The following is a 26,295-nucleotide window of genomic DNA, read 5'->3' on the forward strand; positions in this document are numbered from 1 at the left end:
ACCTGAACCGCCGTATACGGAACCGTACGTACGGTGGTGTGAGAGGACGGCGGATGTAAATCCGCCTCCTACTCGATTTTTTTTTGGGCTTCTGTGGGAGCGAGCCTGCTCGCGAATGCTTCAACCGAAGCGATAAATATCCATACCCAACGCCCCCATTGTGAATCCCTGATGCGCCACGCTGAATATCCCACCGGCACCGCGCGCAAAATACAACGGCAACAAATGCTCATCACTCGGGTGACTGCGCAGCGCATTCGGCGCCTGCTGGCGATAGTCATGCAGCGCCGCTTCATCGTCGGCCGTAAGCTTGTCTATCATCCAGTCACGGAAATCCCGCGCCCACGGCTCGATGCTTTCCGGGCCGGCATGCCAGTCCAGTTCTCGCAGGTTGTGGGTAATGCTGCCGGAGCCGATGATCAGGATGCCCTGTTCACGCAGGCTCGCCAGCGCACGGCCAACCCGCGTCTGCAATGCCGCTCCGCCGCGACTCGGCAGCGAGACTTGCACCACCGGAACATCCGCCTGCGGGTACATCAGCGACAGGGGCACCCACACGCCATGGTCGAACGGACGTTGCGGATCGAGGCGCGCTGGCAGGTCGTTGGCGGTCAGCAAGTCGGCCACCACGGCCGCCAACTGCGGATTGCCCGGCGCCGGATACTGCACTTCAAACAGCGCGCGGGGAAAACCGCCGAAGTCGTGCCAGGTTTCCGGTTGCGGGTGGCTGGCGACCAGCAGCTCCTGGTTTTCCCAGTGTGCCGAGACGATGACGATGGCGTCGGGGCGCGGCAGTTCGGCGGCCAGTCGCGTCAATGCCGGGCCACTGGCGCCGGGTTCCAGCGCCAGCATCGGTGAACCATGGGAGATAAACAGGCTGGGAAGCATGCGAGGATTCCTGAGCGTTAAGATGCTTCATCTTCAGTCAGATCGTTCATCTGAATCTAATATAAGTTTTAACGCTTTATCATCGGTTTTCCGGGAGGGATACATGCAGGCTGACTTTTGGCACGAGAAATGGGCTTCAAACCAGATCGGCTTTCACCAACCTGAAGCGAATCCGTACTTGCAGCGCTATTGGCCGCAGCTAACGCTGGCGCCATCGGTGCGTGTGCTGGTGCCGCTGTGCGGGAAGAGCCTGGACCTGCTGTGGCTGGCGGGTCAGGGCCATCAGGTGCTTGGCGTGGAGCTGTCGGATAGGGCCGTTGAGGGCTTTTTCGACGAGCATCGTATCGAACCGCAGATCAGCGAAGAGGGCGCTTTCAAGGTTTACCGCAGTGATGCCATCGAACTGTGGTGCGGGGATTTCTTTGCGCTGACGGCCCAGGATGCTGCAGGCTGCACGGCGTTGTACGACCGCGCCGCGCTGATCGCCTTGCCGGCACCGATGCGTGAACGTTATGCGGCGCATCTTCAGCAAATCCTCGCGCCCGGCGTGCAGGGGGTGTTGATCACCCTCGATTATCCTCAGGCGCAAATGCCCGGGCCACCGTTTGCGGTGGATGATCAAGAGGTGCAGCGGTTGTTCAGTCAGGGCTGGCAGGTGCAGAGCCTGGAAGAGCAGGATGTGTTGGCCGAGAGCCCGAGGTTTTCCGATGCGGGGGTGACGTCGTTGGTGGAGCGGGTTTACCGGATTTCCAGCCGATAGTTATGTGCAGGCAGTTCCGGCCTCATCGCGAGCAGGCTCACTCCTACATTGATTTATGGTGGATCAAGGATTATGTGAATACCACAAATCCTGTAGGAGTGAGCCTGCTCGCGATGAGGCCATATCAGGCGCCGAAAAACATCCAGGAAAACGCAAAAAGGCCCGCATCACTGCAGGCCTTCTTTTTTACACCAATGAAATCAACCGCGACGACGCAACGCGTCGATACGCTCTTCCAGTGGCGGGTGGCTCATGAACATGCGGGCGAAGCCCTGCTTGATGCCGCCGTTGATGCCAAAGGCGTTCAGGGTGTCCGGCATGTGCACCGGCATGCCCTGTTCGGCGCGCAGACGTTGCAGGGCGCCGATCATCGCGCTGGTCCCGGCCAGGCGTGCGCCGGCTTCGTCGGCACGGAATTCGCGTTTGCGCGAGAACCACATGACGATGGCGCTGGCGAGGATGCCCAGTACCAGTTCGGCGAAGATGGTTGCCACGTAGTAGGCGATGCCCTGGCCTTCTTCGTTCTTGAAGATCACCTTGTCGACGAAGTTGCCGATGATCCGTGCGAAGAACATCACGAAGGTGTTCACCACGCCCTGGATCAGCGCCAGCGTGACCATGTCACCGTTGGCGACGTGGCCGATCTCGTGGGCCAGAACGGCTTTCACTTCATCAGGCGAAAAGCGCTCCAGCAGACCCTGGCTGACGGCGACGAGTGCATCGTTCTTGTTCCAGCCGGTGGCGAAGGCATTCGCCTCGTAGGCCGGGAAAATACCGACTTCGGGCATCTTGATCCCGGCTTCGCGGGACAATTGCTCGACGGTTTGCAGCAGCCATTGCTCATGCCGAGTGCGTGGCTGGCTGATGATCTGGGTACCGGTGCTCATCTTCGCCATCCACTTGGAGATGAACAGCGAGAACAGGGAACCGGCAAAACCAAAGACCGCACAGAATACCAGCAGCTGACTGAGGTCGAGGTCGACCCCGTTGGCCGCCATGAACCCGTTGAAGCCAAACAGGCTCAGGGTGATGCTGGCTATCAGCACGACCGCCAGGTTAGTGGCCAAAAACAGCAGGATGCGCATCATGGTTGTAGAAATCTCCTCAAGCTAAAGATGTAGCGTACTGCGGGGTATATAAGGTGCTGCCACGGGCTATTCAACTGAGTGACTATTTCAAACTGTGTCCTACAGCTGATTCTTCGGTGTACAGCACAGCTCCCACGGCAGATTAAGGCATGAACCGCAGCCAGTTGCGCCCCGTCGCCATTGTGTTGTGTGCGCTAAACGGGGCTGAACCGCAAGTGTAGAAGGCATGCACACGTGCGGAATGTAGAAGTGTTGCTGAATCAGACAGTGCGCAACGTTCTGCCGTTGCGCACTGACTGCGAGCTACTGGCGGTAGGATTTGAGGAAATTGCCGATACGGCCGATGGCCATTTCCAGGTCGTCGACGCGGGGCAGGGTGACCACGCGGAAGTGGTCCGGCCATGGCCAGTTGAACGCCGTGCCTTGCACCACCAGCAGCTTCTCGGAAAGCAGCAGATCGAGGACGAATTTCTCGTCATTGTGGATCGGGCAGACTTTCGGGTCGATTTTCGGGAAGGCATACAGCGCGCCCATCGGCTTGACGCAGCTTACCCCCGGAATATCGTTGAGCAGCTCCCAGGTGCGGTTGCGCTGTTCCAGCAGACGGCCCTGTGGCAGCACCAGATCGTTGATGCTCTGGTATCCGCCCAGCGCGGTCTGGATGGCGTGCTGGCTCGGCACGTTGGCGCACAGGCGCATGTTGGCCAGCATGTCGATGCCTTCGATGTAGCTCTGGGCATTGTGTTTCGGCCCCGAGATAGCGATCCAGCCGGAGCGGAAGCCGGCCACGCGGTAGGATTTGGACAGGCCGTTGAAGGTCAGGCACAGCAGGTCCGGCGCCAGGGACGCGGTGCAGATGTGCACGGCATCGTCGTAGAGGATCTTGTCGTAGATCTCGTCGGAGAACACCACCAGGTTGTGCGCACGGGCGATTTCCAGCATGCCCAGCAGCACTTCCTTCGAATACACCGCACCCGTCGGGTTGTTCGGGTTGATGATCACCATAGCCTTGGTGTTCGGGGTGATCTTGGCCTTGATGTCGGCCAGGTCCGGGAACCAGTCGGCGCCTTCGTCGCACAGGTAATGCACGGCGTTGCCGCCGGCCAGGCTGACGGCCGCCGTCCACAGCGGATAGTCAGGCGCCGGCACCAGCACTTCGTCACCGTTGTTAAGCAGCGCCTGCAAGGACATCACGATCAGCTCGGACACGCCGTTGCCCAGGTAGATGTCTTCGATGCCGACACCTTCGACCTGCTTCTGCTGGTAGTACTGCATCACTGCCTTGCGCGCGCTGAACAGACCTTTGGAATCGCTGTAGCCTTGTGCGGTCGGCAGGTTGCGGATCACATCCTGAAGGATTTCATCAGGCGCTTCGAAACCGAACGGTGCCGGGTTGCCGATGTTCAGCTTGAGGATGCGCTGGCCTTCCTCTTCCAGTCGTTTGGCGTGCTTGAGCACCGGACCGCGAATGTCGTAGCAGACGTTGGCGAGCTTGTTCGATTTGCTGAACTGCATGGCGATGTGATCCCGAAAATGAACGATCCAGACGGCGAATGGACAACCGTGCTGGGATTCCTGCGTTTTCACACAGGCGGACGTCTTGAGCCGTGGCTCCCATAATCCGTTTGAATGCGCCCGGTCTGACTGCCAGACTGGTGCGTGACGAGGCGCAATCATACGTGCCGCCCGATCCGTGGAAAAGGTACAGATCGGGCTTTTTCAGCCGCTGAGGTGTGATGATGGAAAAGTTGCAAAAAACCCTGGAAGAATGGAAAGCCATGCTCGACCCCGAGCAGTACAACGTCTGCCGTCTGAGCGCGACCGAGCGACCGTTTTCCGGCGAATACAACGACACCAAAACCGACGGTGTCTACCACTGCGTCTGCTGCAATGAGCCGCTGTTCGACTCCACGACCAAGTTCGATTCCGGCTGCGGCTGGCCGAGTTTCTATCGGCCGATCGGCGAAAGCGCGATGACTGAAATCCGCGATACCAGCCACGGCATGATCCGCACTGAAGTGAAATGCGCGCGCTGCGATGCGCATCTGGGTCATGTGTTCCCGGACGGGCCGCCGCCAACCGGCCTGCGTTATTGCATCAACTCGGTGTGCCTGAATCTCGAGCCGCGCGAGTAAGGGACAAGGCGACAGGGTGTCGCCTTTCGGATAATTAAATTGCACACAATTTAATTGCTCGCTATGTTTGGTCTTTCCCGACTTCCTGCGGAGCCCGCACCATGAGCGACAACCTGCTGAATATTCCCTGCACCACGATCCAGGGTGAGCAAAAGACCCTGGCCGATTTCGCCGGCAAAGCGGTGCTGGTGGTCAACACCGCGAGCAAATGCGGTTTCACCCCGCAGTACAAAGGCCTCGAAGCCCTGTGGCAAACCTACAAGGATCAAGGGCTGCTGGTTTTGGGCTTTCCCTGCAACCAGTTCGGCAAGCAGGAACCGGGTAGCGAGGGCGCGATCAGCGAATTCTGCGAGCTGAATTTCGGCGTCAGTTTCCCCCTGTTCAAAAAGGTCGAGGTCAACGGTGCCGGTGCTCATCCGTTGTTCGTGCAGTTGAAGAAGCGCGCCCCGGGCGTACTCGGTTCCCAAGGCATCAAGTGGAACTTCACCAAATTCCTGATCGGCAAGGACGGCCAGGTGGTCAAGCGTTTCGCCCCGGCGACCAAGCCGCAGGACCTGAGCCGCGAGATCGAAGCCCTGCTCAAATGAGCGTCGATTCGCTGAAGCTCGACAGCCAGCTGTGCTTCAAGCTGTACGCCGCGTCCCGCGCGGTGATTCGCGCCTACAAGCCGATGCTCGATCAGCTTGGTCTGACGTACCCGCAGTATCTGGCGATGCTGGTGTTGTGGGAGTGGCAGGAGACCGCCCCGGAGCAACCGACGGTCAAGGCCCTGGGCGAGCGTCTGGCGCTGGATTCCGGCACGCTGACGCCCTTGCTCAAGCGTCTGGAGCAGTTGCACCTGGTGCAGCGCCAGCGCTCGGCCCTCGATGAGCGCGAAGTGCATTTGAGCCTGACCGCTGCCGGACAGGCGTTGCGTGCGCAGGTCGGACCGTTGAAGGCCCGGCTGCTGTGTGACAGCGGTGTCGATCTGGACCGCCTCAATGATCTGCGTGACGGCCTCGATCACTTGTTGGGACAGATCAAGGCGCTGGCGTAGCCGCAATCCACTGATCGAGCAGCGCTGCCAGTTCTTCGCGGCGAAACGGTTTCGCCAGATAGTCGCTCATGCCCGCGGCCCGGCAACGCTCGCGCTCCTCGGACATGGCGTTGGCGGTCAGGGCGACAATCGGCAGGTTCGGCCAGCGCCCGCTTTGGCGAATCTGCCGGCTGGCTTCGTAGCCATCCATCACCGGCATGTTGCAGTCCATCAACACCAGATCGAATGCGTGGATTTCCAGTTGATCCAGCGCCTCGACACCATGGGCGGCCACCACCACCTCGCAGCCGAGCTTGCCCAGCATGCCCTTGGCCACCAATTGATTGACCGGATTGTCTTCGACCAGCAAGACCCGTGCGCGGCGCGCGCTGGGCGCCGCCTCGAGGCGCGCATCGTCGGTCGTGGCGGTGTCTGGCTGCAGGGTCCGGCGCAAATTCTGATAAAGCGCATTGCGCGCCAGCGGTCGTGCCTGTTGCTGCAACGGGGCGAGGGCGGCCGCCTCTTCGCTGGGCAGGAAACTGCCGTAGGCGGTCACCAGTAGAATCGGTGCGACGATAGCCGGTCGCAGCCCGAACAGGCACTCCGGGCAATCAGTGATCAGCACGTCAGGCTTGAGGCCCAGCAACGAGTCATCGATGCTGCGTTGTTCATATTCGAGGCCCCACACCGGCAGCAAACTCTTCAACAACTCGGCCAGGCCGCTGCTGGCCGCGGTGATCGCCAGGACTTTTCCATGCAGAGGGGCAGGCGCCAGCGCCCGGGTGTGGCAGGGCAGCGGCAGCTCGGCGCAGAACTGACTGCCGAAACCGGTCTCGGAGCTGATGGTCAGGCGCCCCTGCATGGCTTCGCAGAGGTTGTAGGTCAACGCCAGGCCCAGTCCGGTGCCGCCGTACTGGCGAGTGATCCCGGCTCCGGCCTGGGTGAAGGGCTGGAAAATTTTCACCTGGGCTTCCTGGGCGATGCCGATGCCGGTGTCGCAGACTTCGATGCGCACGCCCTCCTGGTAAGTGCTCAGGCGCACGTCCACCCGGCCGAACCGGGTGAATTTCAGCGCGTTGGACAACAGATTGCTGACGATCTGGCGAACCCGGGTCGGATCGCCCAGCACCAGCGCCGGAAAGTGCGGATCGATCAGACAGCTCAATTCGACACTGGGGGCGGCGTTCTGCGACAACAGGTTGGCGGTGTCTTCGATCAAGGCGCCAAGGTCGAACGGAATATGTTCAAGCTCCAGTTGCCCGGCGTCGAACTTCGACAGGTCGAGGATATCGTTGAGCAACTCAACCAGCACCTTGCCGGAGTCGTGCGCGATCGACAGCTGTTGCTGCTGTTCGGCGTTCAGCGGGCCGTCGAGCGACAGTGCAATCATGCCCAGCAGGCCATTGAGCGGTGTGCGGATCTCGTGGCTCATGTTGGCGAGGAATGCCGAGCGCGCTTCGGCCATTTCCAGCGCGGTGCCGCGGGCGATTTCCAGTTCCTCGTTGGATTGACTGAGCCGGGCGTTGATCGCCTTGAGTTCGGCGGTGCGCGCCGAGACGATGTTTTCCAATTGAGCGAGGTAGTCGGTCAAGCGGTTTTCGGCATTACGCCGTTGCTGGATCTCGGTCGCGATATTCTCGAACTGCTGGTTGGCGACTTTGACCAGGACCCCGATTTCATCATTGCTGTGCCCGGCCGGGCATTCCAGAATGGTCGGCTCCGCCCCGCGCGGATCGCGACCGCTGAGTTCCCGAATCACCCGTACCAGCGGTTTGGTCAGCATCACGTAAAACAGCGCCAGCAGAATCCCGGTCAGGAGCAGGCTGCGGGCGAAACCGTTGAGCAGAGTGACTTCGGCGCGCCGCAGGAAACGGCTGCCAAAGGCATAGGTGTCAACTTCAAGGCTCAAGACACCGAGGGACTCGTTGGGCAAGTGGTCGAGGTACAAGCGGTCTTCGAACTGGCGTTTGGCGCCGAACAGAAAGTCGCTGATCATCCGGTAGCCGCTCTGCAGCTCCGGTCGTTTGACGTTGGCCAGTACCGTGCCGTTGTTGTCGGTCAGTCGCGCAGAAATGATCGCGGGCGAGCGCAGCAGGCCCAGGGTGAGTTCCTGGGCGAGTTCGGCGTCAATGTTATAGGCAATGCGTGACGCCGGATTGTGGCTGATTTCCAGCAACGAGAGGATTTCCCGGTTGATGGACGCGTCTTCGCTGGCATAATCGATACCGATTTGCAGCAGGCTGAGCAGCGTGCCCAGAATGAACCCGACCAGCACGGTAAGCCTGGCTTGCTTGTACGACAGCCGGTGGGTGAATTTGATATCCATGGGGTGTTGAACCACTTCCGTTTCCCTTCGCTGCTCAAGCATAGTCGATCATGTATGGATACCGAGGTTCCCGAATCGCCTTGTAACAAGGCTCGAGGCGGGGATTGGGGTCTGTGTGTCGGCGCTGGATCGTCATCATCACTGTGAACCTGCCCGAGGAAAAGACGTGGATTCCCGATTGAATGCTTTTCTTGAACGCGCCGAGTCGGTTCTGGCGCGAATCGAACCCCTGTTGCCGGCCCCGCGTCCCGTCATTGACTGGCACACGTGCCTGGCGGCGCGCTGGCAGCGTGACGGGCGCAGCGGTTACTTGCTGCCGCTTGAAGTCAGCCTCGACATGCGCCTGTCGGACCTGATCGGCGTCGATCGCCAACTGGAGCAACTGGGCCGCAACACTCAACAGTTCCTTGACGGCATGCCGGCCAACCACGCCTTGCTGTGGGGCTCGCGCGGCACCGGCAAGTCTTCGCTGGTACGCGCGCTGCTCGCTGAACACGCCGGGGCCGGCCTGCGCCTGATCGAGATCGAGCGCGATCATCTCGCCGATTTGCCGCGCGTGGTCGAGCAGATCGCCAAGCTGCCGCAGCGTTTCGTGCTGTTTTGCGATGACCTGTCGTTCGAGTCCGGCGAAGGCGACTACCGCGTCCTCAAAAGCGTGCTCGACGGCTCGCTGGAGCAGGCGCCGGACAACGTCTTGCTGTACGCAACGTCCAACCGCCGGCACCTGGTGCCCGAGAAAGAAAGCGATAACGAAAACTGGAAACGCGTCGACGGTGAACTGCACCCCAGCGAAGCGGTGGAAGACAAGATCGCGCTGTCGGACCGCTTCGGCCTGTGGCTGTCGTTCTACCCGTTTACCCAAGAGCATTTTCTCAACGTCGTCGAACACTGGATCGGCCAGTTGGCCGCCAGGGCCGGCTTGAGCTGGCAGCGCGACGAAGCGCTGGACATCCTTGCGGTGCGCTGGGCCACCGGCCGCGGTAATCGTAACGGACGTTGCGCATACCAATTCGCCCGATATTGGGTGGGACTGAAATTGTTGGAGCACAAGGCATGATTGATTTGCAACAAAGCGGCCAGGGCCTCGAAGGCTACGGCATGTTGGCCGCACAACTGGAATCGCTACTGGCGGACGAGCGCGATTTTATCGCCAATGCCGCGCAGTTTTCGGCGTTCCTGTTCAACCAGCTCGACGATCTGAACTGGGCCGGTTTTTATCTCAATCGCGATGACGAGCTGGTGCTTGGCCCGTTCCAGGGGCAGATTGCCTGTGTGCGGATTCCGTTCGGCCGTGGTGTGTGTGGCGCGGCAGCGGCCAGTCGGCAGACCCAACGCGTTGAGGACGTGCATGCCTTCCCCGGCCATATCGCCTGCGACAGTGCCTCGAACAGCGAACTGGTGGTGCCGTTGGTCAAGGACGGCCGCCTGATCGGCGTTCTTGATCTGGACAGCCCGAAGCTCGCCCGTTTCGGTGTCGACGACCAGGCCGGTATCGAACAGCTCGCAGCGATCTTCCTGCGTTTGACCGACTGCTGATCACACCGTGAGGCCAGCCTTGTGCAACAGGCTGGCCGGATCCACGGCATCGATTTGCTGCGGATCGAGAAAACGTGTGGCGTAGGCCATGTACACCCCCTCGTTGATGAACAGGCCAAACAAGTCGGCGTCGATATGGGCCTCGCGGCACATGGTGGCCATGATGCCCAGGGCCTCGCTCAAAGACTTGGCTTTCTTGTAGGGCCGATCGGCGGCCGTCAGCGCCTCGAAAATGTCGGCAATCGCCATCATCCGGGCCGGCAGGCTCATGTCTTCGCGCTTCAAGCGTTTCGGGTAACCGGTGCCGTCCATTTTTTCGTGATGGCCGCCGGCGATCTCGGCAATGCTCTCCAGATGCCCGGGGAAGGGCAAGTGGCTGAGCATCATGATGGTCTGCACCATGTGGTGATTGATGATGTAGCGCTCCTCGCGGGTCAGCGTGCCGCGGGCGATGCTCAGGTTGTACAGTTCGCCACGATTGTATTTGTAGCGGGGCACGTCGAGCTTGAAACCCCAGGGATTGTCTTCGGGGATCAGCTCACTTGGGTCGCGCTCGACCAGGTGCTCGGGTTTGTCCGCCAACAGCTTTTCCGTGACCGGAAGCACCGGCGCAGACGTGCGCGCCTGACGCCGGTTTTCTTCCCATGACACACCGAGGCGGTCGTCCAGGGTGCGCGTCCAGGTACGCTGGGCCAGTTCGTCAAGGCGCTGCAAATCCGCTTCGGCCATGGCCTCGCTGCCCAGGTTACAGCGCGCGACAAAAGCAAAGTCGTCGTCCAGCGCCATCAGCGAGGCATCGCGCAGGCTTGCCAGTGTTGTCTCGTCACCGCCCATTGCCAGCGCTTGCCAATAGTTGATCCAGGCATCGCGCTTGAGCACTTCGAAACGCGTGCGGATCTCGTGGATGCGGTCGTTGATGGTCTCCAGTTTGGTGGCCTTGTCGACTACATATTCCGGGGTCGTGACCTTGCCGCAATCGTGCAGCCAGGCGGCGATATGCAAGGCTTCCCATTCATCCTCGCTCGGCCGGTACGCGCTGAAGGCGGGGTCGCGGCTGGCGGCGGCCGCCTGGGCAAGCATCAGGGTCAGCTCCGGCACGCGCTGACAGTGGCCGCCGGTGTAGGGGCTTTTTGCGTCGATGGCCCCGGCGAGCAATTGGATAAACGCGTCGAGCAATTGCTTCTGTCTGGCTTGCAGGCGTTGGCTTTCAATGCTCACGGCGGCGGCGCCGGAAACCGCCTGGAGGAAGGCGATGCGATCAGGCCGCAGCTTTTCCAGATCGGCCGCGCGTCCACTGTCTTCCACCAGCAACACCAGCAGGCCAATGGTTTCGTCGTGGCGGTTGTGCAGACGGATGCCGATCAGATGGACTCTCGGGGCTGCCATGGCCAGCAGGATTTTCTGCAGATCACCGGCCTGATCGAAACCCAGGTGGCTGACGACGTTATTGGCGCTGACCAACTGTTCGAACCATGCCGGGCCGTTGTTCTTGTGCAAGTCGTGACCCTCGACTTCGAACGCCTCCAGCGCTTGCGGCGTCCCCTCGATCACCAGCCCGTAAGGCTCCATGCGATTGCCATCATTTTCGCGCAGGTAGATCAGGCCTGCCTGCGCCTGAGCGATCTGCACGGTTTCGAAGAGGACCCGTTGCAGCAAAGGGGCGAACCGGGTCTCGGCGCACAAGCTGTCGGTGATGCGAAAGAAACTTCCCAGGGTGTCTTTCATCCGCGCCATCGACAGGCTCAACTGGTCGACTTCAAGCACTGGCGAACGCCGGGCCAGCGGGAAATTGAAGTCGAAACTGCGAATGGCGTCGGCTTCCTTGACCAGGGCGTGCAACGGCTTGACCAGAATCCGCGAAATCACCCAACCCAGTGGCAGGCATAACAGCAAGGTGGCGAGGGTGATCAGCGCGCCCTGCCAGCGCATCCGATAAGCATCGATCAGCAACTCGTCTTCCGGCACCAGCAACGCCAACTGCAGGCCTTTCGGTCCGCCCTCCTGAATATGGCTGCGGGCGACGATCCATTGCCGGCCATCGGCATGCAGGCGCATGCCTTGGGGATTTCCGGTCAGCAATGCGTGCAGCGCCGGGCTCAGGTCGGTCACCCGGGCCAGCCGTGCGGTGCGGTCGTCAACGATCAAGCGGCTGCTGTCGGGGTAGGCCACGGCATTGCCGTCGGCATCGAACAGGGCGACTTCGGTCGATGGGGTGACGCGATGTTTATCCAGCGTTGCCGACAGCGCGGCCAGTGTCAGGTCGGCGCCGATGACGGCGTTTTCGCCGCTGCGCCGGCCCAGGGTGGTTCCCACCGTATGGGTGGAGAAAAACACATAGGGCTCGGTGGTGATCTGCCCGGTCTGCTGACGGGCGTCGGTGAACCAGGCTCGCTCGCGCGGGTCGTAGCGGTCTTGCGGATTGTCCCGGCGACTGATCGGCGTCAGCGCCTGATCAAAGAACAACGATTGCGAATGCACTTCGCCCTGCGGGCCATGCTCGATGCTCCAGACCTGATAAGCCGCCGCTTCCGGGGCCTTGAGCAAGGATTTCAGGGCGGCGCTGCGCAGCGGGCGGACCATGAAGAAGTCGCCGTTGGCATAACCCAGATACAAAGAGGCCAGATCCGGATTGTCGGTGAGTGATTGGCTGAACGGCCTGAGCAGTGGCAGGCGTTGATCGAGGCGCTCGGCCTGAGTCGCCGGGTTCTCGGCGAGCAGGCTCAACAGGTGGCGTATCGGTTGATACGTTGCCTGTAGATCGAGGCGTACATCCTGCTCGATACGGGTGAACAGTTTTTCGCTGCTCGACAGGATGATCTTCGTGGTCTGGTGGTAATTGAACAGCCCCAGCACCACGCCCGTCAGCAACAGCAAAAACGTGAACATGACGCTGATGTGCACGTGCAGCGGTAACCGGCGTTGCTCCGGGCGCAGTGGGCTGGGCATTTCAGGCACTCCATGACGTTTAACTCACTGCTCAGCGTTCAAGCATAGTTAAGGCCGGCACATTGTGCTTTGGTCAAACAACGCCAATTGCGCCTGCAGGGCCTGCTCCAGTTGCAGCATCGCCTGATTGCTTGCCTCGCATTGACGGGCGATCTCGTCAGTCGCCAACCCTTGTATGCAGGCTTGTTCAAGCGCATCGCAACATTCGATCAGGCGTGTGGCCTGGGCAATGCGCGCCGCCCCCTTGATCTTGTGGGCGACCACGGCAAGCGCGTCGCGATCATGCTGCGGTGACAGTGCGAGCAGCTCTTCGCGGTCGAGACGACTGCTTTTGAGCAATTCCACCAGCATTCGTCGCGTCTGCGCGGGATTGCCGCCGGTGAGCATGCGCAGATTCTCCAGGCTGAATACCGGCGCCGGTGCGGTTGGCGTGATGCCGTCGACCCATTGGCTGAGCAGGCTCAGGCTCAGTGGCTTGAACAGGCAGTCGTTCATGCCGGCCTGCTTGCAGCGTTGTATCTCCTCGGGTTGGGCGTTCGCTGTGAAACCCAGCACGGTGCAGGGCGGACTGCGCTTCTGCAGCTCTTGTTGACGAATCGCGCGGGTCAGCTCGTAGCCGTTCATCAAAGGCATGTTGCAGTCGACAATCACCAGATCGAACTGGCCGTTTTTCCACAGTTCGAGGCCGCTGCAGCCGTCTTCGGCAATGCTGAAACGGTGGCCGAGGAACTCCAGCTGCTGGCACATCAACAAGCGGTTTGCCGGATGGTCGTCCACCACCAGTACGTTCAGGGGCGTCGTCGCGGGCGTGATCGCCGACTCGGTTCGGGGTGCAATGATCTGCGCCGGCGCGGTGTCCAGTGGCAGGGACACGCAGACTTGCGTGCCGATGCCGGGCTGGCTGCTCAGTTGCAACTGTCCGCCCATCATTTCGCAGAGGTTGCGACTGATGACCAGCCCCAGCCCGGCACCGCTCCTCGCCTGACGATTGCCGTTTTCTGCCTGGGCGAAAGGCTCGAACAAACGTTGCTGGTCTTCGGCACTGATGCCGATGCCACTGTCCTGGACGCTAAGTTGCATCAGGGCGCGGCCGGGGGTGTTCGAACTCATCAGGTCCAGGGTGATCCTGATGTGTCCGTGATCGGTAAATTTGATGGCATTGCTGACCAGATTGGACAGCACTTGCTTGAAGCGCAGTGGGTCCATCTGCACATCCACGGCAACGTCCGGCGGGTTGAAGACGACTTGCAAGGCAAGATTTTTCTGGCGGGCGAGCCCGTCGAAGATTCTTGCAACGGATCTCACCGTATCGCCCAGATTCACCCATTCCGGGCAAAGGCTCAGGCGACCGGACTCGATGCGAGCAATGTCGAGAATGTCGCCGATCAAGCCCAGCAGATCCTTGGCCGACTGATAGGCCGTGTCGATCGAGGCGCGATCCGGATGGTGTGGGTCTATGCGCCGCAAGGTGAGTTCCAGCATGCCGATCACGGCATTCATCGGTGTGCGGATTTCATGACTCATGGTTGCCAGGAATGTGCTTTTCGCCCGATTGGCCTCATCAGCCTGTTCCTTGGCTGCGCGTAAGTCCTCGCACAACTGGCGGCGTTCGCTGATGTCGATCCAGCCACCGATAATGCCTTTGACCTCGCCGCTGGAGTCGCGGTAGGGCAGTATCCAGTGATAGATCGTCAGCCGCCGGTTGCCGATATGCAGCGGGCGGTCGAGCAGCAGCGGGGTGCCCTCGGTGACGACTCGCTGATAATCGGCATGGAAGGCCTGGGCTTCGAACGCGTTGCTCAGGCTGCCCTGAACCACGGTTTTGCCGATGACGTCTTCGCGTCTGGCGTTGAATGCTTCGAGGTAGCTGTCGTTACAGCTCTGTAATAGTCCTTCGCGATCACGTACGTAGATCGGATGCGGCGTACCGTTGAGCAGAGAACGCATGAATTCCAGTTGGTCGTTGAGGGCGCGCTCGGCTGCCTGGCGCTGTTTGATCTGATGTCGCATATAAGCGTTCCACACCAGTAACAGCAGCAGTATCAGGCACGCGGCGGCGATGACTTGGTAAAAGAGGCGTTGGTAGTTTTGCCAGATGTTCTGCGAGGCGGTGGAATAGCCGCGCCAGCGCCCGTTGATCACCCCCAGCTCTTCCGGGGCAATGCTCAGCAGCGCCTTGTTGATGATCGACGCCAGCTCCGTGCTGTCCCGTGCCGTCACCAGCGAAAACGCTGCCTGACCGGTGCCGATGGTGGTGGTGATCTGCAACGCCCGGTCGAAGATCCGTGAAGAAATGAAGTAGTTGGCAATCACCAGTGAACTCACGGCGCCATCGACATGATTTTCCGCCAGTAACGAGACGGCGCTGAACGTATCGGGTGTCTCGATCAGGCGAATGCCGGGGTACTCGCTGCGCAGGTATTGGACCATCGGATTGCCCTGGGCAATCGCCACCTGTCTGCCTTTGAGCTGATTCAGATTGCTCGGTCCGTCGGCGCTCTTGCGGGTCAACAGAACATAGGAGTTTTCCAGGTACGGGCGGCTGAAGTTGAGGGTCTTCTCGCGTTCGGGGGTGGGCAGCAGCGCCGCAATCAGGTCGACTTGGTGGTTATCGATCTGTTTGATCATTTCGGCGTCGTTACGGCTGCGGCGGATGTCGAAGCGCAGGCCGGTGCGCAGCCGGATCAGTTCGAGCAGGTCGGCGCTGATGCCGCGGAAATTGCCATCGCTGTCGAAGAACGTCAGCGGCGCGAATGCCTCGTTCACCACCACACTGACCACCGGATGCTGCTTGAGCCAGTGTTCTTCGCGTTGGGTCAGTTGCAGTTTCTTGTCGGTAAGCAGCAGGTCACTGCCGGCGTTCCAGCGTTTGGCAATGTTGTCGCGTTCGGCGCTCGGCACGGCGTTGAGTACGGTATCGATAATGCTCAACAGCTGCGGGTTGTCGCGCCGCACGGCAAAACTGAAGCCCTGCGCCTCCTGCTTGCCGAAGTTGGCCATGCGAACGTTGTTGAGGTAGCCCTTGTTGATCATGTAATGGGTGGACAGGGTGTCGCCGAGAAAGACATCGGCCTGGTCGAATGCCACGGCATTAAGGGCATTCTGATAAGAGGGGTAGCAGGTAATGAGCGCTTTTGGGTATAGCGCCTTGACTTCGGGCAGCGGCAGATAGTGATAGACCATGCTCAGGCGCAACCCCGCCAGGCCTTCGCTGAGCGGGCGGGTTTCGTCTTCGCGCGTCACGAGGACGGGTTGGTCAATGGCATAGGGGACCGAGAGCGCAAGATTGGCGTTACTCGCTTCGTAGCCGTTCGCGGTGCCCAGCAGATCGACCTGGCCATCGACCAGGGCGCGAATCGCGGCCTCCCGGGAAGGGAAGCGTTTTACCCGCACCGGCAATCCGGTGGCCTGACTGACAAGCCCTGCGTAGTCGGCCGTCAAACCCTCGTAATCCTTGCCGCTGGCGGTCATGTCAAAGGGCGGGTAATCCGGCGCGGAGGTGCCCAGTATCAGTTCGCCGCGCGCTTGCAGCCAGTGCCGCTGGGACTGTTCGAACGTGACGGGCAACGTCTCGACTACCGATCGGCTGAGCAAGGCGTAGTCCGGCGAAGCGGCGGGCATGGCGGACACGCCGGCATTCAGGCACAGACCTGTACACAACGCGATAAGGAAGTCCTTCAAACGGCTGAACATGCGGGATCTCACACGAGTGCGTTTCGTTTGGCCATCTCGATAAGTTCTACCAGGGATTTGGCTTTGAGTTTTTGCATCAGGCGCTTTTTATAGGTGCTGACGGTTTTATTACTGAGAAACATGCCCTTGGCTATTTCCTTGTTGGTTCGGCCCTGGGCAAATAACTGCAATACCATCAGTTCGCGGTCATTTACCGACTTGAAAAGTTCCAGTTCGGCATAACGAGTGTCATCACTGCGTACCGGATTCAATGCCTGGCTGGGGAAATAGTTATAACCGGAAAGTACCGCTTTGATAGCACTGACCAATTCACTCAAGTCTTCCTGTTTACAGACATAACCCGACGCCCCGGACTGCATGCAGCGGATGCCGAACAGTGTCGGACACTGTGCCGTCAGAATCAGGATTTTCAGCGCAGAGCCCATGGCGTTGAAGCGGGCCAGTACTTCCAGACCGTCCAGCTTGGGAATGCTGACATCGAGAATGACCAGATCAGGCATGCATTCGCGGACCATCTGCATGGCATCGACACCGTTGTCGGTTTCGCCAACGACCTTATAACCTTCATGCTCCAGCAACATTCGAACGGCGAGACGGATGACCGGATGATCGTCGACGATAAAAACGGAGTTCATAATCAAATCCCATGCAAGCACGAATAAAGCGCGCACCTTAGCTCAGTTGAATGAGCGCTCGCATGGACTCACAGTGTCTCGGGTGCGTTATCGGATAAATCCTACATTCAATAAGGAAAGGGACTACATGTAAATTAGGATTGGCGTAAGGAAGTGCGGGCTTGGCAAGGGCTTATAGTTGGCCTTTTTAATTTTGCAAGTGTTGATTGTCAGTGGCTTTATACAGGTGTTTAAAAGTTATCACCCCAATAGCGAGTTCCGGTTCTATTCAGTGACCTCTCAGCGTGAACTGCACTGGCAGTCACTGAGGTCTGAAAAGCGTTTATGTCTCGTGCAGACGTGCGCCTTCAGCCGGCCGACGGATCGGCCGGCTGAAGGCGCGGTTTCAATGACTGGAGCGCCCGGTCATTTCCAGCGCCATGTCGCTGGCGTAGCTGTCGGTCATGCCGGCGATAAAGTCGATCATGCGCAGAAACGAAGTGTGTAACGAACCCTGTGGATGCGGAGCGTTGTTGCCCAGCAGATCGAGGATGCGTCGGCTTTTGAATGACGGCGTGCGCCCGTTGTGTTGCTCCAGCGCAGCGCCGCAGAACGAGTTGAGCAGAATTTCCAGTGTCGTGTAGGCACCGATTTCATGCAGTGTCTTGCGTTTGTCCTGGAAGATTTTCTTGCGGGCGATGTCCTTGGCATTCAGCACGCAGCGTTTCGCCGGGCCGTGCATGTGCTCCACCAGATCGCCGTGGAGGGTGCCGGCAAGCAGCGCCTCTTGCTGTTCGACAAATGCCCGTGCCGCCGCGTTGGTCAAGTGCTCGATGGCCTTGCCGCGCAGGATCGCCAGTTTGCGCCGCCGCGAATCCTGCGGACCGAGCTGGCGGTAAGTCTCCGGCAGATCGTCGCCGACCAGGCCGAGCAACAGCGACTCGACTTCGGCGTACTCCAGCAAGTCCATTTCCAGGCCGTCCTCGAGGTCGATCAGCGCATAACAGATATCGTCGGCAGCCTCCATCAGGTACACCAGCGGATGCCGCGCCCAGCGCTGTTCCTCCAGTTGCGGCAGGCCAAGTTTGCTGGCGATCTGTTCGAGCAAGGGCAGTTCGCTCTGGTAGCAGCCGAACTTGTGTTTTTTGTAACCCAGAGAGTCAGCGTGACGTGCCGTCCACGGGTATTTCAGATAAGTCCCCAGAGTGGCGTAGGTCAGGCGGGTGCCGCCGTCGAACTGGTGATACTCCAGTTGCGTCAGGACACGGAAACCCTGGGCATTGCCTTCGAAATTGAGGAAATCGCTGCGTTCGGCTTCGCTCATGTCGTCGAGCCAGCCGCGTCCCGCTGCCTGCTGGAACCAATGGCGAATCGCGTCTTCCCCGGAATGGCCGAACGGCGGATTGCCGATGTCGTGGGCCAGGCAGGCGGACTGCACCACCATGCCCAGATCGGCCGGGTCGCACCATGGCGGCAGGGCGCTGCGCAAGGTTTCGCCGACGCGCATGCCCAGCGAGCGGCCTACGCAGCTGACCTCCAGCGAGTGGGTCAGGCGCGTGTGAATGTGATCGTTGCTCGTCACCGGGTGCACTTGGGTCTTGCGGCCCAGGCGGCGGAAGGCACCGGAAAAGATGATGCGGTCATGGTCTTTGTGAAAAGGGCTGCGGCCGAGTTCTTGCGGGCTGTGCAGCGGCTTGCCGAGGCGTTCGCGGTTGAGCAGGGTTGGCCAATCCAAGGCTGATTCTCTCCGTCTGGTGACTGATCCCCTAGCTTCCCGGTTCACGCTGGCGCCTGCAAGCGCAACTACAGTCCGGCGGCATCAATGTCGATCAACAGCAACCGTTCGCCGTTATCGAAAAACTGCCCGGCTGTCAGGCAATACTGATTGCTGGTGGCGTCGCGGTACGTCGTCGACAGGGTCAGGCGGCGCTCTTCCCAGCCTTCGGCGAGCAGTTGATAGAAGTACGGGCGCCACGACCAGTTGTGCCCCAGGTAACGGTTGTCGGCGACCCAGCCGTTGTGGCGCCATTCGAGGTTGGGCGTCAGTTGGGTGCCGTGGCGGTCGCATTGATAAAAACGCAGCAGCCAGGGAAAAGCTTCCAGTTGCGGTAACGCACTGAGTGATGCGTGTGCCCCGGCCCAAGCCTGCAAAATGCTCATGAGTTGGCCGAGTTGCTGGCGCATTTGCATCAGGCGCCCGCGTTCGGCCAGCTTTTGTTGCACGTAGCGTTGCCGCAGTCTGGCGAAGTGTTGCACGAAGGCATCGGTGGCGAAGAACGCTTGCTGCGCGCGGGCGAACAGAAAACCCTGCACGTAACGTGAGCCGCACTCGAGGGCGAAATTCAATTGGGCTTCGGTCTCGACGCCTTCGGCGATGATCCAGCAGCCGGTTTTCTCGGCCATTTGCGCCAGTGCCTTGACCACGTCACTGCTAGGCCCGCCGAGTGCCGCGGCCTGGAACAGGCGCATGTCGAGTTTGAGGATGTCCGGTTGCAGTGCCAGGACACGGTCGAGCTGCGAATAGCCGGCGCCAAAATCGTCAATGGCGATGCGCGCACCGGCCTCTCGATAACGTCCCACGACGTCGGCCAGGCGTTGGCTGTTGCCGCCCAGCTCGGTGATTTCGAACACGATGCGTTGCGGGTCGACACCGTGTTGCGCCAGTTGCTTGAGGCTGGGCAGCGCCTGATCCGGGCGCAGGCGACTGATCCAGCGCGGTGACATGTTCAGGCTGAGGAACCAGTCGGCGGGGGCCTCATGCAGGCGGCTCAAGGCGTCGTCGCGGATCTGTCGGTCGAGCCGGCGCAGAGCCACGGCCGGCGCGCGTGGGTCGGCGAACAGCGGACCGACCGAATGCAGTTGCCCGTCGGCCTGGCGCAGGCGACCCAATGCCTCGACGCCTGCGATGCGTCCGGTGGCGGTATCAATGAAAGGCTGAAAGCAGGCGAGCGGTTGCCCGTCGATCACGGGGCCTCCTTAGTCGTTGTTGTTCTGATTGAACCCGCCGACCGGATAGGCGCACGGGATTGAACCTCCCGCTAAAGAGGTTCATCCCGCCGATAGTGCAAGAATGTAGCCAGATGTATCGCGTCAGCGTTTACGCGTGGTTTGCAGGACCAGTCTGATCAGCGGACCCAGCGTGGTGCCCAATCGAACCAGCCGGCCCAGACCTCCGGTGCCGCCGCTTTTCGCGCCTTTGCCGGTCAGGAAACCCAGTAGCGTCACGGCTGCCACGCCCCATAAAGGCGCGTGTTTGATGCCGAAGCCATCCTGCAGGTTTTGCGTCATGCCGCGCACACGTTGCAGTGGCTGCAGCACTTGCCCGGCTTCGTGACGAATTTCCTGGCGATGCATTTCCATGCGCAGGCGGATCAGCGCCTTGCGCATTTCTCGCCGTGAGCTGTTGTGCGGAAGTTCTGGCAGGCTCATGGCAGCAGACGCTCCCGGTCGTTGGCCAGCTCTTCGAGCGTGCCGTGGAAGGGCGAGGATTCATCGAAGATCGCCGCCTTGAGGCGCAATCCGCAGAAAATCGAAGCCAGCGTATAAAAGACACACAGGCCAATGATCGCCGCCAGGCGGTATGTATCCCAGAAGATGATCATCACCAGTGTCGACAGGCCCACCAACAGCAGCAGGGCGAAGACCAGCGCCAGACCGGCAAACAGCAGCAGGCTGACGGTGCGTGATTTCTGCTCCTGCAATTCGATGCCGAACAATTCGACATGACTGTGCAGCAGACCCAGAACAGCGGCGCCCAGGCGCCGCGTGGAGGAGGCGGTGCCCGCAGTCGGGCCGGATTCACCGATCGACATGATCAGCGCCGCGTGGCCAGCAGGCCAATCAGAAAGCCGACGCCGGCGGCGATGCCGACCGACTGCCATGGGTTGGTCGAGACGTAATCCTCGGTGGCGGTCACGGCGGCCTGGCCGCGCTCGCGCAGGGTATCCTCGGTGAGCTTGAGGGTTTCACGGGCGCGCAGCAGGCTTTCGTGGATCTGCCCACGCAATTCATCCGCCTGATCGCCGGCCAGAGTGGCGGTGTGCTCGAGCAACCGTTCGGTGTCGGCGACCAGAGTCTGGAAGTCGTTCATCAGGATTTCTTGAGCAGTCTTTGCCTTGATGCTGGCCATGGGTGGATCTCCGTAAGTGGCGTCTGAAGCGTTCGAGTATGAGCCTTGCGCGAAGGTTCAGTACAAATGACTGGTACAACTTTTGCTGTGTGCTGGTGCATCGCCTGGCATTCGTGCGCTGTTGCCGGGCGTGCCGGTGCAAAACCTTAACTCAAATGATCCCGGTTCGTGTCAGCCCATCGATCTTGTGCGCCAAAGCGGTTCGTCGATCCTTGATCGCGGTGACTGCGTTGGCGCAACTTGGTGCATGAAATGGGCGAGCGAACCGCTTTGGTGCCTTTTTAGCCTTCAGGTCTGCCTCCCATGGAAACTCTGCAAAGCGCTGTGGACACGCTGGTTCACAGCTCCAATACGTTGTTCATTCTGATCGGTGCGGTGATGGTGCTGGCAATGCATGCCGGTTTCGCCTTTCTGGAAGTCGGCACCGTCCGGCAGAAGAACCAGGTCAACGCCTTGTCGAAAATTCTCAGCGATTTCGCCGTCTCCACGCTCGCCTATTTCTTTATAGGCTATTGGATCTCTTACGGCGTGACGTTCATGCAGCCGGCGGCTGTGCTGAGTGCCGATCATGGTTACCCACTGGTGAAGTTTTTCTTCCTGCTGACCTTCGCCGCGGCGATTCCGGCGATCATTTCCGGTGGGATCGCCGAACGCGCGCGCTTTGTTCCACAGCTGTGTGCCACGGCATTGATCGTGGCGTTTATCTACCCGTTTTTCGAAGGCATCGTCTGGAACGGCAACTACGGTGTGCAAGCGTGGCTGACGGTGCAGTTCGGGGCAGCGTTTCATGACTTCGCAGGCTCCGTGGTGGTGCATGCCATGGGCGGCTGGCTGGCGCTGGCCGCGGTGCTGCTGCTTGGCCCGCGCAATGGCCGCTATCGCGACGGACGATTGGTTGCGTTTGCACCTTCGAGCATTCCATTCCTGGCACTGGGCTCGTGGATCCTGATTGTCGGCTGGTTCGGCTTCAACGTGATGAGCGCGCAGACGCTGCAGGGCGTCAGTGGCCTGGTGGCGGTCAACTCGTTGATGGCAATGGTCGGCGGCACGGTGGCGGCTTTGATCGTCGGGCGCAATGACCCCGGGTTTCTGCACAACGGCCCATTGGCCGGGTTGGTGGCGATTTGCGCAGGGTCCGATCTGATGCATCCGGTCGGCGCGCTGGTCACCGGCGCGATAGCGGGCGCGCTGTTTGTCTGGTGCTTTACCGCCGCGCAGGTCAAATGGCGCATCGACGACGTGCTGGGGGTGTGGCCGCTGCATGGCGTGTGCGGTGTGTGGGGCGCCATTGCCTGCGGTATTTTCGGCCAGACCGCGCTGGGTGGCCTGGGCGGCGTCAGCCTGATCAGCCAGTTGCTCGGCACCGCACTGGGCGTCGCGGTGGCGCTGCTCGGCGGTTTCGTGGTTTACGGCGTGATCAAGGCGCTGCATGGGCTGCGCCTGACTCAGGAACAAGAGTATTACGGCGCCGACCTGTCGCTGCACAAGATCGGCGCCGTGAGTCAGGACTAACGCTCTTCATCATCGGCACCAGGATAAAAACCGTGCAGCAGGCGATAGCGGTCGACGCGCACCTGATCGACCTTCGCCTGCACCTGATGCGCCGGCAGACCCAGCATGATCAGCGCGTGAGAGGCGAGCATCAGGCTCGATTCCAGCAGCTCCGGTACCACTTCGCTGGCGCCGGCGGCTTTCAGTTCGGCCCATTGGCTGTCGTCGCGCGTGCGGACCAGAATCGGTACGTGTGCGTTGAGTCGCCGCGCTTCCTTGAGAATGCCCAGGGCAACGTCACTTTGATCCACCGCAATCACCAATAACCTGGCGCGCAGCAGGCCAACGGCGGTCAACAAGTCACCGCGCGACGAGTCGCCGTAATGCACGGCGCTTTCTGCGCACGCGGCCTCCCGGACACGCACGGGGTCGTTATCCAGCGCGATATAGGGTTGGCTGGCGTTGCGCAGGAAGCGTCCGATCGACTGGCCGACGCGACCGTATCCGCATATCACCACGTGCTTGTCGAGGTCGGCGTTGAGCGCGCTGATCTGTTCGATCTGAGCTTCCTGATTAGGCTTGCGGTGCAGCGCTGCCGCGATGCGTGGCGCCGCGCGCAGCAGCACAGGCGTGAGCAGCATCGAGCAGAATGTCGCCGCCAGCAGCAGGGCGCCCAGCTCGGCAGGCATCAGCTGGTTTTGCTGCATCTGCGCCATCAGGGCAAAACAGAACTCGCCGCCCTGGGCCAACGCCAGACCGCTGCGCCACGCCGTTTCACTGTCGCTGCCGCGCCATTTCACCAGCAGCGCGACCACGACGCCCTTGATCAGCATCAGGCCGAGGGTGAGGCCGACGATCAACAGACCGTGACTGGCAAACAGTTGCAGGTCGATCAGCATGCCGATGCTGACGAAAAACACCCCGAGCAGGATGTCGCGAAAGGGCCGGATATCGGCTTCGATCTGGTGTCGATAGTGACTCTCACCGAGCAGCATGCCGGCGAGAAATGCGCCAAGGGCCGGCGACAGACCCAGCAAGTGGGTCAGCCACGCGGTGAGCAGCACAATCACCAGCGCCAGCAGGACAAACAACTCCGCCGAACGCGAGGCCGCTACCTCATGGAACAAACGCGGCAGCAGCCAGCGACTGGCCAGAAGCAGGCCGACAAACAGCACCACGGTCTTTGCCAGGGTCAGCGGCAACGCCCAGTACCAGGCCTGCTCGCTGCTGCCGGCGAAGACCGGCACCAGGGTCAGCAGCAACACCGCGACCACGTCCTGGAACAATAGAACGCCAATCGCGTTCTGGCCGTGGCTACTGAACACTTCGCCGAGGCTGCCCAGTTCCTTGGTGACGATCGCGGTGGAGGACAGCGAAAGCCCCGCGCCGAGCAATAGCGCCGGCGTCATTGGCATGCCCAGCAGCATCAGCAACAGACCGAGGACGGCAGTGCTGATCAGCACCTGCTGACTGCCGAGGCGGAACACCACCTGACGCAATGCAATCATCTTCGACAGCGAGAACTCCAGGCCCAGGGAAAACAGCAGGAACACTACGCCCAGCTCGGCGACGTCGGGCAGGTGTTCACTTTCATTGACCCAGTCGAATGCGCTCGGCCCGACCAGCAATCCCACGCACAGGTAACCCAGTACCGGCGGCAGCCGCAGGCGACGGAACAGGGCAATCACCACGAGGGACGAGGCGAGGATGATCAACAGGTTGGCAAACACGAGACGCTCCGATGTCAGGCTCTGGCCTCTCAAGCGTAGAGGCAAAAAGAGCGGGAGGATGACGGATCGGTGATTTGAGCGCACTGATGTGCGTCAGGGTTTTACCCCAGGCCCCGATCGTACCTTTGAGCGGTCACGGGTCGACGGGTTTTTCAAGGGCGCCTAGAATAGGCGCACTCATTTTGTGGTTGAGCACGCATGCCTCCTGAATGTCAGCTGTTCGGCACCCTGGGGTGTCACCTATGCGAAGTCGCTGAAGCTGAACTGATGCCTTTTGTCGAGCATGGTCTGCTGGTGGAACTGGTGGATATCACCGACGACGAGTCATGGTACGAAGCGTATCGCCTGCGAATTCCTGTGTTGCGCCGTGTTGATACCGGGGCGGAGCTGGACTGGCCGTTCAGTGCCGATCAGGTCGTGGCCTTTCTTCGCTGATCCGCTGTTCGCGCCGCTCCGCCGGTCGCTGCTGCACAACCATGCCTTGGCACTTCCCGGTTCATTCGGTTACTGTATGTCCATACAGCAATCGAGTCAGAGGGATGAACCGTGGTCAATGTCGAACAGTTGAAGAGCAGCGTTAACCGGATGTCGGTCGACGTGGTGCGCGAGGCCGTCCTCGAATTGCGCCTGGACGGGCTGGTCACGGAAGGCAAGACGCCGTTCAACAAGCTGCATTTCAACACCTGTTTCGCCGAAATCGAGGCATTGTTCCAGCGCGCCGGCTATCACAAGCAACTGGATGTGGTCGGCTATCAGGGCTTGCTGTACGCCTTGTATGACCCGGGGCGCTGGGAGGCGGTCGATGTGTTGCGCTGGCTCAAGGAATTCACCGAGGCCGCAGCGCTCAAGACGATCCCGGCCTGAGGATTCTGCGCTAGGTTCGCATCCTGCAGTGCGGGATAATGCCGACCTGTCTTGAGGATTCGATTTGCGTATGCCCACCACTACCTTTTCTGCTGCTCAGAACCAGGCGAGCACGCTCTACCTGCCTCCCGGGTCCTGGCTGACCGTACTCGATTGCCTGTGCGAGCATTTCAGCGCCATCGGTCGTGAGCAATGGCTGGACAGGATCGCCCGCGGGCGGGTGCTTGATGGTCAGGGGCAACCGATCTCGCTGGACCTGCCCTACAAGGAAGGCCTGCGGATTCACTATTTTCGTGAGGTGCCGGACGAGAAGCCGATTCCGGTAGTCGAGACAATTCTCTATGCCGATGAACATCTGGTGGTCGCGGACAAGCCGCATTTCCTGCCGGTCACGCCCGCAGGGGAGTATGTCGAGCAAACCTTGCTGCGTCGCTTGATCCGCCGTCTGGACAATCCGCATCTGGTGCCCTTGCACCGGATTGATCGGCACACGGCGGGGCTGGTGATCTTTTCGGCCGATCCGCAAACCCGCTCGGCCTATCAGTCGCTTTTTCCGACACGGCAGATCGACAAGTATTACGAGGCGATAGCCCCCGCGTTGCCTGATCTGAGCTTTCCCCTGGTGCACAAGAGTCGTCTGGTCGATGGCGAGCCGTTCTTTCGCATGCAGGAGGGGCCGGGTGTCAGCAATACCGAGACGGCGGTCGAGGTGCGGGAAAAAAATGGCGATCTCTGGCGTTATGGCCTGTTCCCGGTGACCGGCAAGAAGCACCAGTTGCGTGTCCACATGACCGCGCTGGGGGCGAGCATCTGCAACGATCCGTTTTATCCGGATGTGGTGAAAGACGTCGAGGACGATTACGCCAATCCATTGAAGCTTCTCGCCCAGGGGTTGCGTTTTATCGATCCGGTGACCGGTGAACAGCGCGAGTTCCGGAGCCAGATCAGCCTGCACTGGTAGCGGCGCAAGTACTTTTCAGCGCCCATGAAAAAGCCCGCAAATCCAGACTGTGTGAAAACGCAATCTGCCCCGGTTAAATACAAATGCCCCGACTTGTCGGGGCATTTGTATTTCTGAAA

General features: G+C 60.5%; 23 protein-coding genes. 10 read left to right on the forward strand and 13 right to left on the reverse strand.

Features of this window, described 5'->3' with window-relative positions; all coding sequences use genetic code 11:
* Window positions 1–120: 120 nt before the first annotated feature.
* Window positions 121–888 (reverse strand): class III extradiol ring-cleavage dioxygenase, encoded by a 768-nt coding sequence (locus HU755_RS26140; RefSeq protein WP_186637992.1) that lies wholly within the window; start codon window positions 886–888, stop codon window positions 121–123.
* Between the two features lie 103 nt (window positions 889–991).
* Here HU755_RS26140 and HU755_RS26145 point away from each other — a divergent pair, with 103 nt between their 5' ends.
* Complete coding sequence (locus tag HU755_RS26145) at window positions 992–1,648, forward strand: thiopurine S-methyltransferase (protein ID WP_186637998.1); 657 nt, start codon at window positions 992–994, stop codon at window positions 1,646–1,648.
* A gap of 200 nt (window positions 1,649–1,848) precedes the next feature.
* On the opposite strand, the gene htpX is transcribed toward HU755_RS26145, so the two are convergent.
* A complete protein-coding gene (htpX, locus tag HU755_RS26150; RefSeq protein WP_186547105.1) occupies window positions 1,849–2,736 on the reverse strand; it encodes a protease HtpX in 888 nt (295 codons plus the stop codon).
* A 303-nt stretch (window positions 2,737–3,039) separates the two neighbouring features.
* Window positions 3,040–4,251: a pyridoxal phosphate-dependent aminotransferase gene (locus HU755_RS26155; RefSeq protein WP_016770856.1), complete on the reverse strand. Its 1,212-nt coding sequence runs from the start codon at window positions 4,249–4,251 to the stop codon at window positions 3,040–3,042.
* A 224-nt stretch (window positions 4,252–4,475) separates the two neighbouring features.
* On the opposite strand from HU755_RS26155, the gene msrB reads away from it, so the two are divergent.
* The 3 genes from msrB to HU755_RS26170 all read left to right on the forward strand — a co-directional run bounded on the left by msrB (window position 4,476) and on the right by HU755_RS26170 (window position 5,907).
* Window positions 4,476–4,871, forward strand: a complete 396-nt coding sequence (msrB, locus tag HU755_RS26160; protein ID WP_186638001.1) for a peptide-methionine (R)-S-oxide reductase MsrB — start codon at window positions 4,476–4,478, stop codon at window positions 4,869–4,871.
* 101 nt (window positions 4,872–4,972) lie between these two features.
* A complete protein-coding gene (locus HU755_RS26165) occupies window positions 4,973–5,458 on the forward strand; it encodes a glutathione peroxidase (protein ID WP_186638004.1) in 486 nt (161 codons plus the stop codon).
* Window positions 5,455–5,907 carry a MarR family winged helix-turn-helix transcriptional regulator gene (locus HU755_RS26170; RefSeq protein ID WP_186619166.1) on the forward strand — a complete coding sequence of 151 codons (453 nt, stop codon included), beginning with the start codon at window positions 5,455–5,457 and terminating at the stop codon, window positions 5,905–5,907. The genes HU755_RS26165 and HU755_RS26170 overlap by 4 nt, the downstream gene beginning before the upstream one ends.
* On the opposite strand, the gene HU755_RS26175 is transcribed toward HU755_RS26170, so the two are convergent.
* A complete protein-coding gene (locus HU755_RS26175) occupies window positions 5,891–8,212 on the reverse strand; it encodes a response regulator (RefSeq protein WP_186638007.1) in 2,322 nt (773 codons plus the stop codon). The genes HU755_RS26170 and HU755_RS26175 overlap by 17 nt on opposite strands.
* 166 nt (window positions 8,213–8,378) lie before the next feature.
* Between HU755_RS26175 and HU755_RS26180 the strand changes: the two genes are divergently transcribed.
* Together HU755_RS26180 and HU755_RS26185 are read left to right on the forward strand one after the other, a co-directional pair.
* Window positions 8,379–9,269, forward strand: coding sequence for an ATP-binding protein (locus HU755_RS26180; protein WP_186547110.1), 891 nt, complete (start codon window positions 8,379–8,381; stop codon window positions 9,267–9,269).
* Window positions 9,266–9,748, forward strand: coding sequence for a GAF domain-containing protein (locus HU755_RS26185; RefSeq protein WP_186638010.1), 483 nt, complete (start codon window positions 9,266–9,268; stop codon window positions 9,746–9,748). The genes HU755_RS26180 and HU755_RS26185 overlap by 4 nt, the downstream gene beginning before the upstream one ends.
* Here the strand turns inward: HU755_RS26185 and HU755_RS26190 are convergent, their stop codons facing one another.
* From HU755_RS26190 to HU755_RS26225, 8 genes are all read right to left on the reverse strand, one after another.
* Window positions 9,749–12,694 carry an HD domain-containing phosphohydrolase gene (locus HU755_RS26190; RefSeq protein WP_186638013.1) on the reverse strand — a complete coding sequence of 982 codons (2,946 nt, stop codon included), beginning with the start codon at window positions 12,692–12,694 and terminating at the stop codon, window positions 9,749–9,751.
* Window positions 12,695–12,742: 48 nt separating this feature from the next.
* Entirely contained in the window at window positions 12,743–16,387 is a 3,645-nt protein-coding gene (locus HU755_RS26195; protein WP_186638016.1) for a transporter substrate-binding domain-containing protein, read from the reverse strand.
* A gap of 8 nt (window positions 16,388–16,395) precedes the next feature.
* Window positions 16,396–17,022: a response regulator transcription factor gene (locus tag HU755_RS26200; protein WP_186547177.1), complete on the reverse strand. Its 627-nt coding sequence runs from the start codon at window positions 17,020–17,022 to the stop codon at window positions 16,396–16,398.
* Window positions 17,023–17,407: 385 nt separating this feature from the next.
* Window positions 17,408–18,736 (reverse strand): deoxyguanosinetriphosphate triphosphohydrolase, encoded by a 1,329-nt coding sequence (locus HU755_RS26205; protein ID WP_186619172.1) that lies wholly within the window; start codon window positions 18,734–18,736, stop codon window positions 17,408–17,410.
* Window positions 18,737–18,804: 68 nt separating this feature from the next.
* Window positions 18,805–19,968, reverse strand: coding sequence for an EAL domain-containing protein (locus HU755_RS26210; RefSeq protein WP_186638019.1), 1,164 nt, complete (start codon window positions 19,966–19,968; stop codon window positions 18,805–18,807).
* A gap of 123 nt (window positions 19,969–20,091) precedes the next feature.
* Window positions 20,092–20,430 carry a hypothetical protein gene (locus HU755_RS26215; protein WP_186638022.1) on the reverse strand — a complete coding sequence of 113 codons (339 nt, stop codon included), beginning with the start codon at window positions 20,428–20,430 and terminating at the stop codon, window positions 20,092–20,094.
* The gene (locus HU755_RS26220) at window positions 20,427–20,813 is read right to left on the reverse strand and encodes a phage holin family protein (protein WP_008079909.1); all 387 of its coding nucleotides are present in this window, start codon (window positions 20,811–20,813) and stop codon (window positions 20,427–20,429) included. The genes HU755_RS26215 and HU755_RS26220 overlap by 4 nt, the downstream gene beginning before the upstream one ends.
* A gap of 2 nt (window positions 20,814–20,815) precedes the next feature.
* Window positions 20,816–21,130 carry a YqjD family protein gene (locus HU755_RS26225; RefSeq protein WP_186638025.1) on the reverse strand — a complete coding sequence of 105 codons (315 nt, stop codon included), beginning with the start codon at window positions 21,128–21,130 and terminating at the stop codon, window positions 20,816–20,818.
* Window positions 21,131–21,433: 303 nt separating this feature from the next.
* Here HU755_RS26225 and HU755_RS26230 point away from each other — a divergent pair, with 303 nt between their 5' ends.
* Window positions 21,434–22,642, forward strand: coding sequence for an ammonium transporter (locus HU755_RS26230; RefSeq protein WP_186619174.1), 1,209 nt, complete (start codon window positions 21,434–21,436; stop codon window positions 22,640–22,642).
* Here the strand turns inward: HU755_RS26230 and HU755_RS26235 are convergent.
* Entirely contained in the window at window positions 22,639–24,351 is a 1,713-nt protein-coding gene (locus HU755_RS26235; RefSeq protein ID WP_186619175.1) for a monovalent cation:proton antiporter-2 (CPA2) family protein, read from the reverse strand. The genes HU755_RS26230 and HU755_RS26235 overlap by 4 nt on opposite strands.
* 198 nt (window positions 24,352–24,549) lie before the next feature.
* Here HU755_RS26235 and HU755_RS26240 point away from each other — a divergent pair, with 198 nt between their 5' ends.
* The 3 genes from HU755_RS26240 (at window position 24,550) to HU755_RS26250 (ending at window position 26,176) form a co-directional block, all read left to right on the forward strand.
* Window positions 24,550–24,786, forward strand: a complete 237-nt coding sequence (locus HU755_RS26240; protein ID WP_186638028.1) for a glutaredoxin family protein — start codon at window positions 24,550–24,552, stop codon at window positions 24,784–24,786.
* Between the two features lie 111 nt (window positions 24,787–24,897).
* Complete coding sequence (locus tag HU755_RS26245; RefSeq protein WP_186547121.1) at window positions 24,898–25,215, forward strand: transcriptional regulator; 318 nt, start codon at window positions 24,898–24,900, stop codon at window positions 25,213–25,215.
* A 70-nt stretch (window positions 25,216–25,285) separates the two neighbouring features.
* Window positions 25,286–26,176, forward strand: a complete 891-nt coding sequence (locus HU755_RS26250; RefSeq protein ID WP_186638031.1) for a pseudouridine synthase — start codon at window positions 25,286–25,288, stop codon at window positions 26,174–26,176.
* Window positions 26,177–26,295 lie beyond the last annotated feature (119 nt).

The sequence above is a fragment of the Pseudomonas sp. SWRI111 genome, from assembly GCF_014268555.1.
Classification (GTDB): domain Bacteria; phylum Pseudomonadota; class Gammaproteobacteria; order Pseudomonadales; family Pseudomonadaceae; genus Aquipseudomonas; species Aquipseudomonas hamedanensis.

What these genes read in the sequence shown, in the direction of transcription:
- HU755_RS26140 (WP_186637992.1), bottom strand. Translation starts at nt 888, where the DNA reads ATGCTTCCCAGCCTGTTTATCTCCCATGGTTCACCGATGCTGGCGCTG.
- HU755_RS26145 (WP_186637998.1), top strand. Translation starts at nt 992, where the DNA reads ATGCAGGCTGACTTTTGGCACGAGAAATGGGCTTCAAACCAGATCGGC.
- htpX (WP_186547105.1), bottom strand. Translation starts at nt 2,736, where the DNA reads ATGATGCGCATCCTGCTGTTTTTGGCCACTAACCTGGCGGTCGTGCTG.
- HU755_RS26155 (WP_016770856.1), bottom strand. Translation starts at nt 4,251, where the DNA reads ATGCAGTTCAGCAAATCGAACAAGCTCGCCAACGTCTGCTACGACATT.
- msrB (WP_186638001.1), top strand. Translation starts at nt 4,476, where the DNA reads ATGGAAAAGTTGCAAAAAACCCTGGAAGAATGGAAAGCCATGCTCGAC.
- HU755_RS26165 (WP_186638004.1), top strand. Translation starts at nt 4,973, where the DNA reads ATGAGCGACAACCTGCTGAATATTCCCTGCACCACGATCCAGGGTGAG.
- HU755_RS26170 (WP_186619166.1), top strand. Translation starts at nt 5,455, where the DNA reads ATGAGCGTCGATTCGCTGAAGCTCGACAGCCAGCTGTGCTTCAAGCTG.
- HU755_RS26175 (WP_186638007.1), bottom strand. Translation starts at nt 8,212, where the DNA reads ATGGATATCAAATTCACCCACCGGCTGTCGTACAAGCAAGCCAGGCTT.
- HU755_RS26185 (WP_186638010.1), top strand. Translation starts at nt 9,266, where the DNA reads ATGATTGATTTGCAACAAAGCGGCCAGGGCCTCGAAGGCTACGGCATG.
- HU755_RS26190 (WP_186638013.1), bottom strand. Translation starts at nt 12,694, where the DNA reads ATGCCCAGCCCACTGCGCCCGGAGCAACGCCGGTTACCGCTGCACGTG.
- HU755_RS26195 (WP_186638016.1), bottom strand. Translation starts at nt 16,387, where the DNA reads ATGTTCAGCCGTTTGAAGGACTTCCTTATCGCGTTGTGTACAGGTCTG.
- HU755_RS26200 (WP_186547177.1), bottom strand. Translation starts at nt 17,022, where the DNA reads ATGAACTCCGTTTTTATCGTCGACGATCATCCGGTCATCCGTCTCGCC.
- HU755_RS26215 (WP_186638022.1), bottom strand. Translation starts at nt 20,430, where the DNA reads ATGAGCCTGCCAGAACTTCCGCACAACAGCTCACGGCGAGAAATGCGC.
- HU755_RS26220 (WP_008079909.1), bottom strand. Translation starts at nt 20,813, where the DNA reads ATGTCGATCGGTGAATCCGGCCCGACTGCGGGCACCGCCTCCTCCACG.
- HU755_RS26225 (WP_186638025.1), bottom strand. Translation starts at nt 21,130, where the DNA reads ATGGCCAGCATCAAGGCAAAGACTGCTCAAGAAATCCTGATGAACGAC.
- HU755_RS26230 (WP_186619174.1), top strand. Translation starts at nt 21,434, where the DNA reads ATGGAAACTCTGCAAAGCGCTGTGGACACGCTGGTTCACAGCTCCAAT.
- HU755_RS26240 (WP_186638028.1), top strand. Translation starts at nt 24,550, where the DNA reads ATGCCTCCTGAATGTCAGCTGTTCGGCACCCTGGGGTGTCACCTATGC.
- HU755_RS26250 (WP_186638031.1), top strand. Translation starts at nt 25,286, where the DNA reads ATGCCCACCACTACCTTTTCTGCTGCTCAGAACCAGGCGAGCACGCTC.